This is a genomic window from Spirosoma pomorum (assembly GCF_054776615.1).
Genome location: NZ_BAAHBP010000003.1, coordinates 86,145 through 106,040 on the forward strand (window position 1 = coordinate 86,145; position 19,896 = coordinate 106,040).

The window sequence follows — 19,896 nt, forward strand, 5'->3', positions numbered from 1 at the left end:
CAGGTGGCTAGAATTTGAAGCCGTAGCTTATGGATGGAACAATGGGGAAAACGGAATACCGGCGTAAGGTCGTTTCACTCCGGTAAACCCCCGGACCGTTATTTTCCTGAGAATAACCGCTTCGTGTGTTGAGCTGGTAAAAGAATGGGTTGCGACGATTGTAGAGGTTATACACGCTCAACTCCCAGGTACGCTCGTGCCGTCGTTTTTGCTTGTGAAATTGCAGGCTAATGTCAAAGCGATGGTACGCTTCCGCCCGGAACGTATTACGGGCGCCGTAATCCTGAACGTTACGTCCGGAGTCGAAAAACGTGTTGCTGAACGGATTGTTGGCAGTTGGATTGTATACCGGTACGTGAGTAACCTGGTTGAGCAGGGCCGAGTAATTCGCCCGGGGCATGGTCAGCGCCTGACCCGTTCCATACACCCAGGTTGCTGACAGGGTTAACTTCTTGCTGGGCTCGTAGAGGCCGACCAGCGAAATGTCATGCCGTCGGTCGTGGCGGGGAAAGAACGGTTTACCTTCGTTGAGTTCCGCAAACTGCCACTGCGTCCAGGACCAGGTGTAGCCCACCCAGCCTGAAAAGCGACCCGTTTTTTTCTGAAGCAGCACCTCTCCACCGTAGGACCAGCCATGCCCGGCCGTTACGTTATCTTCCCAATTTACAGACCGGGCAGAGGCCGGATCGTCGACGACCAGAAAATTGGCCCCCTCCCGATAGCTGATAATGTTTTCCAGCGTTTTGTAATACCCTTCGACGGTTAGAGTCAGCCCCTGGGCAAATCGAAGATTCCGGAGGTCATGCGCCAGGCCGATGGCAACCTGCTGTGATTGCTGGGGCGCTATGCGGTCGGTGGTAGGTACCCACAAATCAGTTGGCAAGCCAATTCCGGTATTGGAGAGCAGATGAACGTATTGATTCATTTGCGCGTACGACGCTTTCAGCGAGAAACCTGGTTTGAGCAGATAAACCGCCGACAAACGTGGTTCGGGTCGTAGGTACGAGCGTTTTCGAGCCAGGAACTGACTGAGCCGTATGCCGCCGTTGAACCGCCAGCGATTCCCCGCCCGCCAGGTATCTTCGGCGTAGACACCCGATTCCAGCGCGTCGATCCGTTCGGCTTCGTTGCGGGATTCATTGATCTGCGTATCGCGGGACACCAGCACCGAGGGGCGGAACCGGTGATACGTCGCCTGTAGACCAAGGCGAACGGAGTGGTTAGGGCTGGGAAAAATGTCTATGTCGTGTTTTAGCGCAACATCGCGAACACCGGAGCCGTAACGGGCCGACAACTGGCCACCATCGCCGGTGAGCGAGGACCGGGATTCGTCGCTGAAAATGTTGAACAGATAGTTGCTGAACGTCAGCGCCGTATTGGCGAATGTTTTTTCGGAAACCTGGTGATTCCACCGAAGACTACCCGTTGCGTTCCCCCAGTCGATTCCGCTTTCGTACGTCGTTCCCTGAAACAGATCCCACGAGTAGAAGCGGTCCTGTCCGAAGTAGCCGCTCAGATACAACTTGTCGCGGGGAGAGAGCTGGTAGTTAAGTTTAGCGTTGAGGTCGTAGAAATAATAGCCCGCTTTACTGTTGCCTTGGGAGCCAATCGACGTAATTGGGGCTAGTAGCGCGTCAATGTAAGTGCGCCGGGCCGATACCAGAAACGACGCGGGTGCGGGACGGTTTTTCTTGTTACCCAGTGGCCCTTCCAGTGTTAGGCGGGATGAGATCAGGCCAATGCCGCCTTCGCCGTGCAACTTTTCCCGGTTTCCATCTTTCATGGTTAACTCGATCACCGACGACAGCCGACCGCCGTACCGCGCGGGAAAGCCACCTTTGGTCAGTTCGACGCTTTTGAGCGCATCGCCGTTGAAGACGGAGAAAAAACCGAAGAGGTGGTTGGCATTATAGACGGTGGCCTCGTCCAGCAGAATCAGGTTCTGATCCGGTCCACCACCCCGGACGTAAATGCCGGTCTGCCCTTCGGAGCCTTTCTGGACACCGGGCATGAGCTGTAGTACTTTCAGTACGTCTTTTTCGCCCAGCAGCGCGGGCATTCGTTTGATCTGCGCTACGGGAACGTCGATGCGGCTCATCTGGGTGCTTTCGACAAGCGAAGCATCCGAACGGCCGGACCGAACGTCGACGGCGGTCAATGTCTGACCAGGTGGCAAGGATACGTCCAGCGTCCCATTTTTACGCAGCGCTATCGTTCGAGCCTGCGTGGTATAGCCCACCATCGAGAAGAGTAGCCGAAGCGTATCGCGGGCCGGGATTGTCAGCGAATAGAAGCCGTACGCGTTTGTTGTTGTGCCCGTAGTCGTACCCGGCAGGTAAATGCTGACGCCAGTGAGCGTTTCCTGACTACCGGCTTCGCGGACGTAACCACTAATGGTAAACCGGTCGGTCGATTGAGCAAAGGCAGTGGAGAGGCAAAACAGACTTAAAAAGAATACGGAAAGGTGTTGGTGCATGTGGCTAGGGTGAAGCTGAAAATAATCGGAATCGCTCAGTACATACGTCGCAAGTTCAGCCAGAGAATCTGGAGCCGTTGAGGGACGTATTGATGAATGATCACTATAAAATGGATGTGGCTAAATCGGCGGCAAAGCTAGGGCTTAGTTATTGAAACAAACGTATTAATCAGCATAAGCAGCGAGGGGTAAGTCGGAGGGCAGGCGTTCCATTTTGATGATTTTGTTTCGCCTAAAGTACCATAGACCCGACCCGGGTAACAAGCGTTGCCGATCAGCTACCAAATAATCGATAAAGGCCTACGAGCACACTGCTACCCATTATTTTGCGGTAAAAACCCATATGATGAAGTTACTTTTTACGTGCTTAATTCTTCTTTCTTTCCATTGTTACGGCCAAGTAATACCGGAGGGTGCAACCAGCATTCAGGTTAGATCGTCCATGGCTGATTCGTTGCTGTTTAAAGAGACGATGAGCTTCCTGAGAGGGCAGGGGTGGGTCATCGCCCGGCCCGATAGGCAGCGTAACGGGTTCGCAACGGAGAATCGCACGCTTAAAACCATTTGGCGGATGCGGTTGCTGGTTGACGCAAAAAACAGCGTGGCCACATTCCGGACCCAGTGGTCATCGGAAGTGATGGGGATCGAAATCGAGGACGACCCTGTCGTCTTTAAAGGAAGGGATAAGTCTGTTTACAAAACAGCTTTTCGGCGAATGGATGAAATCGTGCAGAAGTTTGCAAAAGATTTACCGGACGCCGACGTTCGCTACATACGGCAATAAGTACAGTTGCCTTTCAGAAAAGAGCGAGATCAATAGTCTGTTTGAAATCTGTCGGCTTTGGTAAGCTGTCTTTTTTGTCATTCCGAGGAACGAGGAATCTTCGGGAGAGGGGAAGAAATATCCATTTATCAGAAGATTCCTCGTTCCTCGGAATGACAAAAATTGAGTTGAATGACGTGTTCGTATCAGCTTTAGTCGGCCCAACGCTTTTTTAACACGGGAATTTTAAAACGTCAGCACGATTTTACCCGTTGTCCGACGGCTTTCGAGTTGCCGATGCGCGTCGGCGATCTGCTCAGCAGGGAGCACTTCGCTGATCTTCACAATGACGCGGCCTTCGGTGACGAGTTGACTAATGGTTTCCAGGTCTTCGCCACTGGTATGAACCTGAATCCGTTCGGCGCGAATGTCGGGACGCTCGGCCAGCACTTTATCCATGGCGCCGTACGCAATCGAAATCAGGCGGCCGCCCGATTTAAGCACTTTCGCCGACTCAAAAATGGTGTCAGCGCCAGCCGTGTCGAAAACCATGTCCACGTCCGAAACGGCGTCTACTACGTTTGTGGCTTTGTAATCGATAAACTCGTCGACACCGAGTAGCCTGACAAACTCCTCGTTCTTACCCGAAGCCGTGCCGATCACGTAAGCACCCAGCGCCTTTGCCAGTTGAACGGCCAGATGGCCGACCCCGCCTGACGCGGCCTGAATCAGAATCTTCTCCCCAGGTTTGAGGTCGCCATGTTCCGTTAGCGCCTGCCAGGCGGTCAGGATCGCCAGGGGAGCACCAGCTGCTTCTTCGTAGGGAAGCGCCGTTGGTTTGATCGCCAGATCCGTCGCGGGGGCTGCTACGTATTCGGCGTAGGCATTGCCCGGCTGAGGAAAGTTAACCATACCAAACACCGGGTCGCCTATCTTGAAATTCGTTACGTCGGCACCCACTTCTACGATGTCCCCCGCCATATCCCAGCCCAGGATAATCGGAGACTGGTAGTTTTTTGCGTAGGGTGTAGTACCCGTTCGGGTTTTGAAATCGGCCGGGTTGACGCCAAACGCTTTCACCTGCACCAGGACCTCGTCGGGTTTGATGGTGGGTTTAGGAACATCTTGAACGGAGAAATTCTCGGGGCCGCCCCAGTCGCTTAAGACAATTGCTTTCATGGTTATCTCAGATTAGCTACTTAATTATTCGTCTTTGTTCTTTACCCAGGTAAATGTCTTTGTCGCTCCATCGAACGTATACTGGCGTGGCACCCCCGTAGCCAGTTCGACCTGTTCGATGTCTTTGGGGCTAATGTTTTCCAACTGCATCATCAGCGCCCGCAAACTATTACCGTGCGCTACAACCAGCACGTTCTCTCCCTTCTGTAAATGTGGTAGAATGTGAGCGTTGAAGAAAGGCATTACCCGATGGCACGTATCAGCCAGACTTTCACCGTTCGGGGGGCGTTCGCTGTACCCGCGTCGCCAGCAAAAAACTTGCTCCTTCCCAAACTGAAGCTCCGCGTCGTGCTTATTCATGCCCTGTAAATCACCGTAGTAGCGTTCGTTGAGCGCGGCATTGCGCTCAACGGGTAAGTCTGTTTGAGTAGTTTCTTCCAAGATAATGGACATGGTTTCAACGGCTCGCTTCAGGACCGATGTAAAGCCGATGCTAAAGCGATCATCATGGAGCAACTGACCGGCCTTTCGGGCTTCCTGGCGACCCTGATCCGTAAGGGGTGTATCGGTGCTGCCCGTGAAGCGATTCTCCAGATTCCATTCTGATTGTCCATGGCGAACAATAACAAAAAGAGCCATAGTATATGTGGGTGGTTGTATCCTCTGTAAACTACCGCAGAAAGCGGTCAACTGTTTGACGCCAACCCGTAACCGTCGAACAATTGGCTTTGGTCATACGTTAGGGTAGGTCAGTTGACTAGGGAAATAAACCTTTCCTGCTTCCGTTTGTCTAAACAACAATTGTTGATGTTTGACCTGTAAAATCAATTGCTATGAAAACGAATCAACTCGCGTTACTCCTGGCTCTGTTGCTATTCGTAACGTTTTATACCCCAGCGCAGGCGCAACGCCGGCGAATGAGACCACAGACGAAAGGGGTTATTATCGGAACCGCTGCGGGTGGAGCCGCCGGAGCCCTCATTAACCGGCGAAACCGTTTGGTCGGCGGTCTGATTGGTGGGGCCGTTGGTGGAACTACTGGCTACCTGATTGGTAAAAACAAGGACAACAAGAACAAAGCCGAAGCCCGTATCGCGGCTGCCGAAGCGGAGGCTGCCCGCGAACGCGAACGTCGTATGGTTGCCGAGCGGGCAGTCGAAGAACGGGCAGCTCTGGCGGCTGCTCCAGCTCACGGACTGGGACCGGCCAAACCTGTTGCCCTGCCTGCAGCAGTGGCGGCTAAGCCAACAACGTCGCCTTACGTGCTGAATGCGTCCTTCCTGACCAATGTGTCATACGGGGATCAGTCGACGGCCTATGGCTCATCCATTTACCGGCGTAAGAGCTGGTAATGCCAACCTTTGGGAGGGTACGTCAGTTACTCTCCCAACTACATTCACTAAAATCATGAAACATATCGTATTGGCACTTATCAGCGCATGGCTGCTGGTAGGGTGCAAATCAGGCGAGACGGCCAATGTGCAAGCTCTAAACCAGGAGTTCATTGGAGCCTGGAACAACAAGAACGCCGATAAGGTCATTGGCATGCTGGCCGAAGATGTCCAGTTTCTGCAGGGAAATGTTCGTTTCAACGGGAAGTCCGAAGTATCTCAGAAGTGGGTACGGGAAACCATTACGTCGCTGAATGATCTGAAAACGAACGTAGTAAGCTCCGGAACCGATGCTACGATGGCCTACGAAGCGGGAACGTTTTCGGTCGATGTTTTGCCCGAGCAACCCCAACAACCCCACGGATTCGGCGAAGGAAATTTCATCCTCCTTTGGAAGAAAGGCACCGACGACACCTGGAAACTTAGTTACGCTCAGTTAGAAGACCTGCCGGTGCAGGTGAAACAATAACCAAGAAAGCCGCTCCCAGGAGCGGCTTTCTTGGTTATTGGCGGTATGGTTGTACGCATCGTCGAAAATGGCTGGCGTGATGAGGGTTTGATAGCGGTTTGAGAAAGCTAAGAGGCTTAGTATAATCAGGCTGAATACGACTTTCTGTCCGTAACCGAAAGTCGTAAAACAATCCACCTAACAACCCCAATCCACCATAGGTAACGGATTTGTCCGATGGTGAGATTCCAGGTGCCAGACCTTTTAGCCCAATGAAACAACTGTACAAAGAGTTTTACAGAGTATGTCTGTGGCTGACGGTGGGTGTGCTGACCAGCAACTCGATGCTGGCGCAGAAATCAGACCAACCCGTACTAGGTTATCGATCGGCAAAAATTTTGACTCAGAATGGGTTAACTTTTAAGGATCTTAACAAAAACGGCAAGTTAGATCCTTATGAAGACTGGCGTCTGCCGGTGGAAAAACGGGTCCAGAACTTACTGGCTCAGATGAGTCTGGAAGAGAAGATAGGGTTTATGCTTATCAGTACCACCCGGATGGCGGGCGATAATGCCTTACAGCAAAACGCACCCGGCGCTAATCGTGGGCCAGCTCAAATTACCAGTGGGTTCAACGAAGAGGACCTGGTACAGCCCAACAACATGTTTACCCGTAAGCCGTTGACGGTGCCGATCATGTCGGCGGCAGGGACGACAAAAGGAGTGACCCAGTATCACCTGCGCCATTTCATTCTGCGTGCCAATCCGCCGGCCAGGACCATTGCGGAGTGGGCGAATCAGCTCCAGGCATTATGCGAAACTTCCCGTCTGGGGATTCCCGCTATTGTCGCGTCTAACCCCCGGAATCATATTACCCTCGATGCGGCTATCGGGTTAAGCGTAGGGACAACGGCGTTTTCAAAATGGCCCGGCGAATTAGGGTTGTCAGCCATGCACGATTTGACGCTCACGCGCGAGTTTGCCGACATTGCCCGTCAGGAGTGGGCGGCCGTGGGCCTGCGGAAGGGCTATATGTACATGGCCGATCTGGCTACCGAACCGCGCTGGCAACGTATCGAAGGCACATTCGGGGAAGATGCCGACTGGACGTCCAGCATGATTCGCGAGATTGTGCTAGGCTTCCAGGGTACTCAACTAGGAAAGACGTCCGTGGCCATGACAACCAAACATTTTCCCGGTGGAGGTCCACAGGAAAAGGGACTTGACTCCCACTTTGACTGGGGTAAATACGCCCATTATCCCGGTGGCATGTTTGCCTATCACCTCAAACCTTTCAAAGCGGCCATCGAAGCTGGTACGTCCGCGATCATGCCTTATTATTCCAGCCCCAAAGGGAAGGAGTTTGAGGAAGTCGGCTTCTCGTACAACAAAGCAATTATTCAGGACCTTCTCCGGAGAAAACTAGGTTTCAAAGGGATTGTCAACTCTGATACGGGGCCAATTGAAATGATGCCCTGGGGTGTAGAGAATCTCTCCCTGCATCAGCGCTACCAGAAAGCCTTGACGGCTGGAGTAGACCTGTTTTCCGGAACGGCTGACCCAACTATTCTGCTGGAAACCGTAAAGCAGGGAATGATCACAGAGTCGCGCATCAATGAATCAATTGTGCGTCTGCTGACCGAAAAATTTGTCCTTGGTCTTTTTGAAAACCCGTACGTGGACGCGGAAAAGGCGCAGAAGTTCGTTGGGAATGCTCAGTTTCAGCAAAAGGCCGACTTAGCTCAGCGGAAATCGATTGTGCTGCTCCGTAATGCGGAAAAGGTGTTGCCACTACGACCCAAAACGAAAGTGTATTTCGAAACCTATTACGACAACGGCCGGGCGGCTAGTCCGATCACCGTTCATAAGCCCGTAACTCCTAATAACACACTGGAATTTGTGTCGAGTAAAGATGAAGCGGATGTGGTGCTTTTATGGCTTATCCCAAGCGCTGGGGGCTTGTTTGCGTCGGCGGACAAGCCTATCGAGCTGAAACTGTCAAAGAATAAGATTGACATGGCGCACGTCAATGAGTTGATCAAGAGCAAACCGACTGTTCTGGCGATCAATTTCTCCAGTCCATGGGTGCTGGATGAACTGGACAGTGGAGCCACTAAAACCATACTGGCTACGTTTGGTACGACGGCCGATGCGTTGCTGGATGTCGTGAGCGGTGTCTATAACCCGACGGGGAAAATGCCCTTTACGATCCCGGTTTCTGATCAGGTCGTAGCTGAAAACAAATCCGATGTGCCGGGTTTTGAAGAGCCCAAAGGATATGGCCTGTTCTACTTTGGTACTGGCTTAAGCTACGATTCAGCCAAGAGATAACTGTAGTGTCACCCGAATACCCATACCCCACGTAACACAAAAGCCGCTTCTTTAGGAAGCGGCTTTTGTGTTACGTGGGTATAGTACTTATTGCACGGCGTTACCGGTCGTTTTAGCTGGCGTAACGGGGGAACCGTCCCGGATCTCTTCGGTGGCTGTCATGACGAGCTGATCACCTTCGTTTAGTTTGCCAAAAATTTCCATTTTCTCGTCGGCTTCCAGTCCTTTTTGCACTGGTACCCAGGTTGCTTTGTTGTTCATCACTTTCACCACAAACACACCGGTCGATGAGTTGACCACGGCGGATTTGGGGACAATGAACGTACTGGTACGCGTCGGCAGCGGAATGCTGACTTCGGCAATCATACCGGGCAGCAGTTTCTTGTCATTGTTGAGAACGTCAACTTCAACCCGCTCCGACCGAAGTCGTTTGTCCAGCGCACCCGCCTGCCGCTTCACCTGACCCGTAAACTTCCGGTCGGGGAAGGCTTTGACGCTGAAACTGACCGTTTCGTTTTGATCAACGTAGCCCGTGTACGCTTCTGGAACCGAGATAACCAGACGTAATCGTTTCTGCTCCGTCAGTACGAATAGAGGAAACTCGGATCCTTTCCCCGTTGGACCAATGTAGGCGCCTGTGCTGGCGTTCCGGGCGCTGATGACGCCGTTGAACGGAGCCCGGATTTGCAGATACTGTTTCAGGTCGGCTACTTCGCGATAGGATGAACGGGCCGCTTCCAACTGGGCCAGATCAGCGTTACGTTTGGCCAGGGCCTGATCGACATCGTTCTTCGAGACCGCTCCCGAGAACTTACTCGCTTCCAGAATCCGGTCATAATTAGCCTTGCTGGCAATGGATAACGCTTCCTGGGCTTTAAGCTTTGACTGCGCCGAGGAGAGCTGGGCGCTCAATTCGGGAGCTTCGGCCAGAGCCAACAGCTGTCCCTGAGTAACTTCTGAGCCAATGTCGACGTACAGCGTTTTGATGAAGCCGCTCACTTTGGCGTAAATATCCACGTCCCGGTACGCAACCAGTTCACCCGGCACCTGTAAGGAAGACGACAGTTTACCTTTTTGGAGCGCGAATACTTCGGTGGTTTCCGGCGCGCTTTCCGATTCGGCTACGTCGGCCTTACTTTCTTGCGAATGGCAACTGGTTAGTGACTGTAAAACGAAAAAACTACCGACAAGGAGCAGGTTACGAAAAGGGTTAGTTGTTAACCGGTTCATACGAGGAGGGAATAAAAAACTTGCTTTCTTTATCTTCAGGATCAAGGGATACCGACTGGGTTGTGGTATTGCCCTGTACCCAGGCAAACACCAGCGGGAGCATGTATAACGCAGCAAAGGTCGAGGCAATCAGGCCACCGATTACCGCACGGCCCAGCGGAGCCGACTGCGACCCGCCTTCACCCAGACCCGACGCCATCGGGATCATCCCTACTACCATAGCGACGCTGGTCATCACGATCGGACGTAAGCGGACGGAAGCGGCTTCCTTGGCCGACAGCAGGGCGTTACCGTTCCGCAAACGTAATTCTTCGGCGTTGGTGACCAGGAGGACGGCGTTGGAAATCGACACCCCAACCGACATGATCATGCCCATGTACGATTGCAGGTTCAGCGTAGAGCCCGTCAGCAGGAGCAGGGTCAGCGAACCCACCAGTACGGCCGGAACCGTACAGAGCACCACCAGCGATACTTTGAACGACTGGAAATTGGCCGCCAGCATCAGGAAGATGACGACAATCGCCGTTAACAGCCCCGTTTGCAGGCTGGCGAGGGTATCGTTCAGCACCTGACTCAGGCCCTGAATGCCGACGGTCAGGCCGCGCGGCATTTCGCCCAGCGAGTCGATTGCTTTCTGCACATCGGTGGCGGCCGTGCCTAGGTCCATATCTTTCAGGTTGGCCGTTACGGATAGGATCGGGATAGCACCCAGGTTGTCGTTTTCGCCGTTTGTCGTTCCTTTTTGCAGCGTCGCTACATCGCTCAGTACCGGACGGTTGGTATTTGGTAAGACCGGTATTTCGCCCAGCTCATTAATGCTGCTCATCTGGTTTTCTGGGACCTGTACCTGTACGCTGTAACTCTGGCTTGATTTGGGGTCGATCCAGACGCTTTTCTCGGTATACCGCGACGAGGACGTCGACGCAATCAGCGACCGCGAAATGGACGAGATATCCGTGCCCAGCTGGGAGGCCCGTACCCGGTCAATGTTGACCTCGATCGTTGGGTAGTTCGTCGACTGACCAATCTGCACATCCCGCAGATACGGAATCTGCTTCAGCTTGGTAATGATCTTATTGGCGTATTCTTCGTTTTGCTTCTTGTTCTTACCAACCAGCCGGACTTCAATCGGCGTGGGAGAGCCCTGGCTGAGAATCTTGTCAGTCAGCTCGATCGGTTCGAACGAGAGCTTAACGCCCGGCAGTTCCTTTTTCATGCGCGCCCGGAACTCGTCTTTCAGCTCGTCCATGTCCTTGTCAAATCCATGTTTCATGCTGACCTGTAAAACACCTTCCTGCGGCCCGGCCATGAACAGATAGATGGGGCTGGTGGAGAATTGCGCACCGTGCATTCCGACCATCGCCGACGTAATTTCAATATTCTCTTTCCCGACAAGCTTGTTCAGTACGTCGAGGGTCTTTAGCATGGTCGTTTCGGTCTTTTCCAACCGGGTTCCGTCGGCTGCGCGTATCCGAACCTGAAATTGGCCCGCGTCATTCTTGGGTAATACGTCCCGACCGATGATGGTAATCAGAACCGCAGCAATGGCAAGCCCCCCAATCAGATAGCTGATGACGATTGGCTTACGGTAGGTCATCATACCGTCCAGTGCACGGATAAACCGCATCCTGATCCGTTCAAACGTACCAATCTTGCCATCGTTATTCAGGTCCGCTTTGTGCGCCAGCTTTTCTTTTTCGTGCAGGATGTCGTCTTTCGTCTGTCGACCGTTGGCAATGCTGATACCGTTCGCCTGACTCAGATGGCCGTTGATGCCTTCGTGCCCGTTTGCCTTCCCGTTGCTTTTATGCGGATGTTCCTTCATCATCCAGTTCGCCAGTACCGGGACCAGCGTCTGCGACATCAGGTACGACGTAACCATGGCAAAACCGATCGCCAGGGCCAGCGGCAGGAACAGCGAACCCGGAATCCCCGTCATGGTAAAAGCGGGCGCAAACACGGCCAAGATACAGAATAGAATCAGCAATTTGGAGAAGGCAATTTCCTTACAGGCGTCCCAGATGGCGAGTGCCTTGGGTTTCCCCATATCCATGTGCTGGTGAATATTTTCGATCGTTACGGTCGATTCGTCGACCAGAATACCGATGGCCAGTGCCAACCCGGACAGCGTCATGATATTGATCGTCTGCCCAAAGAGATAGAGGAAGAGGACCGACGCGATGATACAGGTCGGGATGGTGATAATCACAATCAGCGCTCCCCGAACGTCGCCCAGGAAGAGCAAGACCATTAGTCCCGTCAGAACAGCGCCAATGGCTCCTTCCGTCAGCAAGCTTTCGACGGAGTTAATGACGTAGACCGACTGATCGAAGGTATACGTGAGCTTAACGTCTTCGGGTAGTAACGCCTGAAAACGGGGAAGGGCCGCTTTCAGATTCTGTACGACTTCCCAGGTGGAGGCATCGGCCGACTTAGTGATCGGTAGATAAACCGAACGCTTGCCGTTAACCAGTACGTAACCCTGCGTAATGTCGGCACCATCTTCAATAGTCGCTACGTCCTTCAGAAACAGATTCTGAACCGAGCCGGTGTACAGCGGGATATTGCCGAAATCCTCAATATTTTTGACCGTTGTGTTGGCGGGCGTAAAGTAGTTTAAATCACCCACCCGCACGTTACCGGCCGGGCTAGCCTGGTTGTTGATCCGTAGGGCTGCCACCAACTGATCGGGGGTCAGGTTGTGCGAGCGCAGCAGAGCCGGGTCGGCTTTAATAACGATGGACCGGGAGTTACCACCGAAGGGAGCCGGGGCTACCAGACCCGGAATCGAGCTGAAGCCCGCCCGAACGTACACGTTCGCCAGATCCTGTAATTCATTGTTTGTGCGTTTAGGACTGCTCAGGACCAGCTGCCCGACGGGAAGCGTCGAGGCATCAAAGCGAAGGATAAACGGCGGTTGCGAACCCGGTGGGAAAATGGCCTGGGCCCGGTTGGAGTAGGCCGACACTTCGGCGGCTGCCTGCGCCATATTCGTTCCTTCGTAGAACGATAGCTTGATCAGGGTAAGCCCCTGAATATTTTTGGTTTCAATACTCTTAACGCCCGATACGTAAAGCAGGAGGTTAACGTACTGTTTCCCAAAAAAAGACTCCATCTGGTTGGGCGTGTAACCACCAAACGGTTGGGAGATGTAAATGACGGGTAGGTCGAGCTTCGGGAAAATGTCAACTTTGATGTTACGGATGGCATTGATTCCAAAAAAGAACAAGCTCGCCACGACCACCAGAATTGTAATTGGTTTTCGCAGCGCGGAGCGAATTAAATTCATAATTCGGTTGAGTTGGGTTAATGGTTTTCAAGAGGGGCCCCTTGACTAAACATCTGGCTGGGAGAAAAGCCAAATTTTTCTAAAAACCGTTATATGATCAGGGTTTCGATCCTAAAATTTACAAAATTATTCGGTATAAGACAGCTGTTTGGCGCTGATCGCTCCCGGATGAAGAATGTATTGATGGGCGTTGAGCCCGTGCTGCACGTCGTGTTACGGATCAAGAAAACAGCGGAGGGGTTAGGTGCGGTCCGCTACTGGAATGAGGCTGGAAAGACAAAATGCCCTCCCGAATATTTTAAGCTATGTATTGATCTAGTTTGCGGAGGAACAACGACCAGCGTTTGTTTATTTTACTGGAAATCCGTTTAGAATACTTCGGTAGCTATCACCAATCGGAATAGTGACACCATTCACCTCCAAAGACTGACGACTCACCATCCTGACGTGCGCCAAGTTGACCAGAAACGAACGATGGACTCGTCTGAATTCGCTTTCTGGTAATAACTCGGTCAGGGCTTTCATGGTCATGTGGGTAATGTAACGGCCATCAACCGTCCGAATCAGTAGATAATCCTTTATCGATTGCGCATAGAGCATATCGGCGTGCAGCAGCTTGACCAACTGGCCATCGACCTTGAAGTAGGTATGAGCCGTTTGCTTCGGCACAAGGCTGGTGCGTTTGAAGAACTTTTCCAGGCTTTTCTCGAAGCGTTCATACGTAATGGGCTTCAGCAGATAATCCACGGCTTCCAGTTCGTAACTCTCCACGGCATAGTCCGGGTAAGCTGTTGTGAAAATAACGGCCGGGGGTTGTTTCAGATGCCGTAAAAACTCGATGCCGGTCAACGACGGCAGTTGAATATCCAGAAACAGCAGATCAACGGACTGAGTGGTCAGCACCTCAAACGCTTCGTAGGCATGCCCACAGCTTCTGGCCAGCTGTAACTCCGGCGTTCGATCAATATACGTTTCTAAAATATGCCGGGCTAGCGGCTCATCATCAACGAGTAAACAGCTAGTCATGGGACGACAAGGTAATGCATAGGTAGAGCGTATACGTACACTCATCTTCCTGAATACGCCATTCGTGAAGACCAGGATACAGCAGACTCAAGCGTTTCTGGGTCGTTTGAAGGCCGATACCGGAGCGATTCGACTCGGTTACCCGGCCCAGCTTGCTGTTATGCGTTTCCAGAATCAGGTCCTGCTCCTGCAGCACAACCAGAATCCGGACAAAACCAGTCGTAATTTCCTGGTGCAGTCCGTGCTTGAACGTATTCTCAAGTAGGGGTAGTAACAACAGCGGCTCAATGAATACGTCGCTCCGAATTCCCTGCGTCTCAAACTGAATCGAGGTCTGCTCTGAAAAGCGTACGGATTCGACAGCGACGTAATTCGCGAGAAAGTCGATCTCATCACGCAGGGGAACCCGATGGCTCTTGGCCTGTTGAAGTACGTAGCGCATCATGTGGGCATGCTGGGCAATCAGGGGAGCCGTTTTGGCCGACTGCTGAAGCGCCAGCGAATACATGTTGTTGAGCGTGTTGAAGAAAAAGTGGGGCTGTAACTGCGATTTTAAGGAGTCAAGTTCGGCTTGTAGTTGGTATTGGCTCAACTCATGCAGTTTCTGTTGCTGCCAGGTGGCTCGGCGGTAATACCCCAGCGCCGTTACCATCAACAGTTGCCGGAGCACGTAGATGATACTGAAATGAAGAACAACGGGAGCTTTATACCATCGCTGAGCCCGCTTAATCAGTTCGTTCGGTAAAAACTGTGCCTGCATGACCAAACCGTAGACCAGATAGTGCTGATAAACGTCCAGCAGCACGATGAAGAGACCTAGCTGCCAGGTGAAGGACCCGTATCGTTTGGCAAACAAGGTGGGTAAGATCAGCTTGTAGTAAAGCCAATAAGGAAGGCTATCCAGGATACCGTAAAGAACCCGTTCTACCCATATAGGCCACGCTGGATACGTTGCCCCCGGTTCATTAACCCCAAATTCAACCATCGTCAGGATGGGGAAGAGCACAAAAACGATACTGAAAAAATAGAGCTCGGTTCGGCTGGCTGCCAGAAGACGGTTCATAGCTACTGCATTACAAAGGCAAAATAGAGCATTTCCCGCCGAGCCTGGTCCGGGCGGTATCCATCTTCGACTAATCCCCCGTTTTTTTCGACCAAACCGCTCCGGTCGAATTGTTTGACGGCTTAGCCGAATTGCCCGTTTGAGACTGGAGTGAGGAGTTACGTTTGTGCTGCTAAACACGACATACCCATGCTTCGGATCGCCTTCTTTTTCCTTTTCCTGGCGAGCGGCCAGTCGCTCACCGCCCAAGACGTTCGTCAGTTAATTGCCGCTGTTAAACAAAAGCAGCTGAGCTTACAAACGCTGGCGTATACGATGACACGAACCGACACGCTGGTTACGGGGATGGTCCGACACTTTAGCGGCCGAACCGAACTACGCATCGATCGATCCGACCGATTAATTGGTTTCTGGTTTCGATCCCGGCAGGATGGCGTCGCGGGTGAGGTGGTTTACGATGGCCGGGTGGGCTACCAGACGGACGACTCTACCCGGACTTATACGCTGTCGACAGACCCTAACCAGATTCGTCAGCTTCTCAACCAGCCCGGGGGACGATTGGTCATGCCCGATGTAGTTAATCTGGATACGACCAAAGCGGTTCGATGGAGCTTGGGGCAGGATAGACAGTTTTACTATTTGACACTCCAGTACGATGACTTGACCGAGCACGACGTCACCAATCGATTTAAGCGCTTGAGCATTGACAAAACCACGCTGCTACCTATGAGCGTTCGACAGCATCAGGAGACATTGGGTAAAGTACAGGATCTCTTCTACCAGATCACCTCGTTGACCGTGAACGATTCCCTGCCCGCTGCTACCTTTCAGGAACCAGCCTTTCTGAGCCGCTACCAACAAAAACTACCGACGACGAATCGAACGAAACCCGGGCAAAAACTAGTGGGCAAAACCGCCCCCGCCTTTACGGTAGCCTCCCTGGAAAAGGATAGTGTCTCGTCCGCAAGCTTCCTAGGTAAAGTGACACTCCTGGATTTTTGGGAAGTCTGGTGTGGCCCTTGCCTTGCCTCCCTGCCCAAAGTAGAACAGCTGGCCAAAAAATACGCTAGTAAGGGCTTGCAGGTGTATGGAATCACCCACGAAACGAATCAACTGGATGTCGCCCGAAAGGTGCTCCAAAAGCGTGGGATCAGTTTCCGTACGCTGGTCGGTAATGACCGGCTCCGGGAAGCCTACAAACTGGAAGCGATTCCGTTGTACGTGTTAATCAACCAGCAGGGCAACATCGTGTTGGTCAGGGAAGGGTTTACGACCGATATTGAAGCGACCATCCAGACTCTCCTCGATTCCTGACTGTTTAGGTGAGCTCCCGTTACGTTAAAGGTTCTTTATCTCAGCAACCGGTACGTAACGTTCTGTCAATGGTTGATAAACGCAGACGGTTTCCTGTATACATCAGCTGTGGGTATACACCAGATTCGGGGCTTACCGGGCACGAGCACCCCTGACCCTTGCCCAGATTTGCACTAAACAATGCGGTCCTGACTTTCGACTAAACCAAACCGTAGTTCGGCTAAATCGCTCCTGATAATCGTGCCCACCTTTGCATAAACAAAATCAGAACGATGAAAGCGATTCGCATTTTTGAGTTTGGTGGGCCAGACGTACTGACGTTGGTTGAGGTGGAAAAACCGGTTCCTGCCGCAGACGAAATCTTAATAAAAGTATACGCTAGCAGCGTTAACCCCGCTGACTACGTCATACGTGAAGGCGGTAATGACGTGTTACGTTCATTTCTCAAATTACCCCTGGGGCTGGGATTAGACGTGGCTGGGTTGGTCGAAGAAACCGGTAGCGCAGTCACCCGGTTTAAAAAGGGGGACAACGTCTACGGCGTTCCCAACTTTCCTGGCGACGGCAGTTACGCGGAATACGTTGCGGCCAAGGCCAGTCAGTTTTGGCGGATGCCGCAGCGAATTTCGTTTAACGAGGCCGGTGCGCTGCCTTCCTGCGCCCTCATCGCCTGGAATGGGATCGTGGATCTGGGTCATGCAGGGCCAGGGCAGCGGGTGCTTATTCACGGAGCGGCAGGCGGTGTGGGTAATCTGGCGGTGCAATTCGCCAAGGCAAAAGGGGCCTACGTGATCGGAACGGCGTCCGCTCACAACGTTGATTTTTTACGTGAGCTGGGTGCCGATGAAGTGATCGATTATCGCAACCAGTCGTTTGCGGAATTGCTGAACGACATCGATGTGGTCTTTAATGCCTCGCCCGTTCGTGATGAGCGGCTCAGGTTGTCATCGGTTGCCGTTATGAAAGAGGGTAGTATTTTTGTGTGTACGCATCTGGATGAGCCCTTTAGCCAGGAGTTTCTGCAGGCGCTGTCTGCCAAGAATGCGACGGCGACCATGGTTGGGGCAGGCAGCGTAACTACGTATAGTTCATCCCTGGATGAGGTGACTCAGCTCATTGACGAGGGGAAGGTAAAAGCCGTCGTGAGCCAGGTATATCCGTTACAGGCGGTAGCCGAGGCCCATCGCCAAAGCGAAACCAAACATGTACGGGGTAAATTAGTACTGGAAATACGAACAGAACCCTGAACCAATGAAACGCTATAAAACCATCAGCGAGTTTCTCCAGTATCGGCAACTGCCCAGTCCCGAGCACCCGCTGATCAGCGTATTCAACCTGGAATCCGTAGACAGCTTAAAGCTAAGCGAACCGGAATCCTGGTGCTGCGATTTCTATTGCATGGGCCTCAAACGAGTTGCTAACGCGCAGCAGGTCAAACTGAAGTACGGCCAGCAAACCTATGATTATAACGAGGGCATTCTGTCCTTCATCGCGCCCAACCAGGTATTGAGTCTTTCCGTTGATCCGGGTACGGTTCAACTTAACCAGTCGGGGTGGATGTTGCTCATCCATCCCGATTTTCTCTGGAATACTTCCCTGGGCAAAACGATTAATCACTACGATTTCTGGGGGTATTCGGTGCACGAAGCCTTGTTTCTCGCGGATAGGGAAGAGGCTGTTTTAATCACGACTCTTCAAGCAATTCAACAAGAATGCCGATCCAACCTGGATACCTTCAGCAAGCGCATTATCATCTCGCATCTGGAAACCCTGCTGAACTATGCTGATCGGTTTTACCACCGGCAGTTTATGACCTGGGAGAAGGCGAATCATCAGCTCCTGGAGCGGATGGAAAGTGTGTTTGCGGATTATTTTAGCCAGCGTGATCTACTAAACAAGGGACTGCCAACGGTCAGCTATCTTGCCGATGCCTTGCACGTTTCTCCAAAATATTTAAGCAGTTTACTCAAGGTATTAACTGGCCAGACGGCCCAGCAACACATTCACGACAAGCTGATTGAGCGGGCGAAAGTAAAGCTATCCACCACTGAGTTGAGCATCAGTGAAATCGCCTATGAATTAGGCTTTGAACACCTGCCATCCTTTAGCAAGCTGTTCAAAGCCAAAACTACTCAATCCCCGCTGGATTTTAGAACTTCCTTTAAGCAGCGTTGAGTACCGCTCCACTTAATCTGGTACAACCCGCACGGGTGTATTACCTGTGCCGTAGTAAACCTCTGATCAATTAAACCAGCGTGGATTGATAAACTGACTGTGGAATACGTGCAGATAGTATCTCAATCCGTCACTAGTGCCTTTCTCGCTGAATTGTACAGGGGCTTGTGCTCAATCGCCACGGGACTATGGATAGTGACCACCTCACTAGGGGATAATCATCACCTTTTGTAGCACCAGTTCATAGGCTTTCGTACCTACGCTTACCTCTCCCCAGTAAGGGTGGTCCAGGGCAACGATTAGAAAGATCAACAATCCCAGCATAATGCCTAACAGGCTGGTCAACAGTCCGTGAAACCAAAACGAAGGCATGACAAACAACCCTGAGAACACAAGCGTCACCAGAGCGCCAATCAGGACAACCCACCAGATGACCGCCGGTACCCCGCCACTAATAGCTTCCACCCGTAGCCGACGAGTTTCGGCTAAGTCGTTGAAGGCTTGCAGGGCCTGTTGATGGATCAGTTCGTGGCCCACCGTGTCGGGGGCATAGGCCAGTAGTAGCGTCTGTAATCGTAAGAATTCGTCTGATTCAGAATCATCAATGAGACCCTGCCGCTGGAGAGGCCAAGAGCGCTCTACAATGTGTGCGGTGTAGCGACGTAGCTGGTCCCGCAATGGCTGCCGCTGAGTGGGGGCGTAGCCGCCTAAGTTTCGGTAAAGCACCGAGAGTTGAGCGGCTTCATGGGACGATAAGGCTGACGCCTGGGTAAAATTCTGCCAGGTAGCCACCGTCAGTAAGCCCAGCAGCAGGCCATACAAAATAGTTACACCCGAAAAGAACCAGCCCACCGTACCATTATCAATCAGGGCCGCCACCGCGCTACGTTGTAAAGGTCGCCGAATCAGCAGCATGCATAGCCAGGAAATGCTTGTGGTAACGATGACAAGTAGGGCAGCTAAAAGCCAGGAGGGTATATTATAAAACCAGACCATGGTTGAGTAAAAATGCATAAGTAAGACTGCCCATCGTCGTAAATTGTTTTTGAGTCTGAAGGTCAGGTTTCTGCTCGCCCGGGAGCACACAAGCGTCGGCGATGCTGGTTGCTTGTCAATCGTCTGCGTGCGGTACAAACTAATCACTTGGACCGACCAGTATCTTTCTAGCCGCCGTGAAGGCAGAAACTTAGGCTTACGGGTGATTAAGTTATG

General features: G+C 52.3%; 15 protein-coding genes. 7 read left to right on the forward strand and 8 right to left on the reverse strand.

All coding sequences use genetic code 11. The features are described from left to right. Positions 1-7: 7 nt before the first annotated feature. Positions 8-2,476: a TonB-dependent receptor gene (locus ACYVAD_RS08430; RefSeq protein ID WP_461139053.1), complete on the reverse strand. Its 2,469-nt coding sequence runs from the start codon at positions 2,474-2,476 to the stop codon at positions 8-10. Between the two features lie 442 nt (positions 2,477-2,918). Here ACYVAD_RS08430 and ACYVAD_RS08435 point away from each other — a divergent pair, with 442 nt between their 5' ends. After that, entirely contained in the window at positions 2,919-3,260 is a 342-nt protein-coding gene (locus ACYVAD_RS08435; protein WP_461139054.1) for a hypothetical protein, read from the forward strand. Between the two features lie 225 nt (positions 3,261-3,485). On the opposite strand, the gene ACYVAD_RS08440 is transcribed toward ACYVAD_RS08435, so the two are convergent. Next, the gene (locus ACYVAD_RS08440) at positions 3,486-4,418 is read right to left on the reverse strand and encodes an NADP-dependent oxidoreductase (RefSeq protein WP_461139055.1); all 933 of its coding nucleotides are present in this window, start codon (positions 4,416-4,418) and stop codon (positions 3,486-3,488) included. 24 nt (positions 4,419-4,442) lie between these two features. Then, complete coding sequence (locus ACYVAD_RS08445) at positions 4,443-5,057, reverse strand: 2,3-bisphosphoglycerate-dependent phosphoglycerate mutase (RefSeq protein ID WP_461139056.1); 615 nt, start codon at positions 5,055-5,057, stop codon at positions 4,443-4,445. Positions 5,058-5,251: 194 nt separating this feature from the next. Between ACYVAD_RS08445 and ACYVAD_RS08450 the strand changes: the two genes are divergently transcribed. From ACYVAD_RS08450 to ACYVAD_RS08460, 3 genes are all read left to right on the forward strand, one after another. Further along, positions 5,252-5,770, forward strand: a complete 519-nt coding sequence (locus ACYVAD_RS08450; protein WP_461139057.1) for a glycine zipper domain-containing protein — start codon at positions 5,252-5,254, stop codon at positions 5,768-5,770. Between the two features lie 55 nt (positions 5,771-5,825). Further along, the gene (locus ACYVAD_RS08455; protein WP_461139058.1) at positions 5,826-6,278 is read left to right on the forward strand and encodes a YybH family protein; all 453 of its coding nucleotides are present in this window, start codon (positions 5,826-5,828) and stop codon (positions 6,276-6,278) included. 251 nt (positions 6,279-6,529) lie between these two features. Then, positions 6,530-8,587: a glycoside hydrolase family 3 protein gene (locus ACYVAD_RS08460; RefSeq protein ID WP_461139059.1), complete on the forward strand. Its 2,058-nt coding sequence runs from the start codon at positions 6,530-6,532 to the stop codon at positions 8,585-8,587. An 87-nt stretch (positions 8,588-8,674) separates the two neighbouring features. Here ACYVAD_RS08460 and ACYVAD_RS08465 read toward each other — a convergent pair whose 3' ends face one another. The 4 genes from ACYVAD_RS08465 to ACYVAD_RS08480 form a co-directional block, all read right to left on the reverse strand. Continuing rightward, the gene (locus tag ACYVAD_RS08465) at positions 8,675-9,817 is read right to left on the reverse strand and encodes an efflux RND transporter periplasmic adaptor subunit (RefSeq protein ID WP_461139060.1); all 1,143 of its coding nucleotides are present in this window, start codon (positions 9,815-9,817) and stop codon (positions 8,675-8,677) included. Continuing rightward, positions 9,798-13,106, reverse strand: coding sequence for an efflux RND transporter permease subunit (locus tag ACYVAD_RS08470; RefSeq protein ID WP_461139061.1), 3,309 nt, complete (start codon positions 13,104-13,106; stop codon positions 9,798-9,800). Before ACYVAD_RS08470 ends, ACYVAD_RS08465 begins: the two co-directional genes overlap by 20 nt. A 348-nt stretch (positions 13,107-13,454) precedes the next feature. Continuing rightward, entirely contained in the window at positions 13,455-14,132 is a 678-nt protein-coding gene (locus ACYVAD_RS08475) for a LytR/AlgR family response regulator transcription factor (RefSeq protein WP_461139062.1), read from the reverse strand. Further along, a complete protein-coding gene (locus ACYVAD_RS08480; RefSeq protein ID WP_461139063.1) occupies positions 14,125-15,195 on the reverse strand; it encodes a sensor histidine kinase in 1,071 nt (356 codons plus the stop codon). The genes ACYVAD_RS08475 and ACYVAD_RS08480 overlap by 8 nt, the downstream gene beginning before the upstream one ends. 189 nt (positions 15,196-15,384) lie before the next feature. Here ACYVAD_RS08480 and ACYVAD_RS08485 point away from each other — a divergent pair, with 189 nt between their 5' ends. From ACYVAD_RS08485 to ACYVAD_RS08495, 3 genes are all read left to right on the forward strand, one after another. Further along, entirely contained in the window at positions 15,385-16,509 is a 1,125-nt protein-coding gene (locus ACYVAD_RS08485) for a TlpA family protein disulfide reductase (RefSeq protein ID WP_461139064.1), read from the forward strand. A gap of 272 nt (positions 16,510-16,781) precedes the next feature. Next, the gene (locus ACYVAD_RS08490; protein ID WP_461139065.1) at positions 16,782-17,756 is read left to right on the forward strand and encodes an NADP-dependent oxidoreductase; all 975 of its coding nucleotides are present in this window, start codon (positions 16,782-16,784) and stop codon (positions 17,754-17,756) included. Between the two features lie 4 nt (positions 17,757-17,760). Further along, positions 17,761-18,684 (forward strand): helix-turn-helix domain-containing protein, encoded by a 924-nt coding sequence (locus ACYVAD_RS08495; RefSeq protein ID WP_461139066.1) that lies wholly within the window; start codon positions 17,761-17,763, stop codon positions 18,682-18,684. A gap of 207 nt (positions 18,685-18,891) precedes the next feature. On the opposite strand, the gene ACYVAD_RS08500 is transcribed toward ACYVAD_RS08495, so the two are convergent. Beyond that, positions 18,892-19,680, reverse strand: a complete 789-nt coding sequence (locus ACYVAD_RS08500) for a bestrophin-like domain (RefSeq protein ID WP_461139067.1) — start codon at positions 19,678-19,680, stop codon at positions 18,892-18,894. Positions 19,681-19,896: the final 216 nt, after the last annotated feature.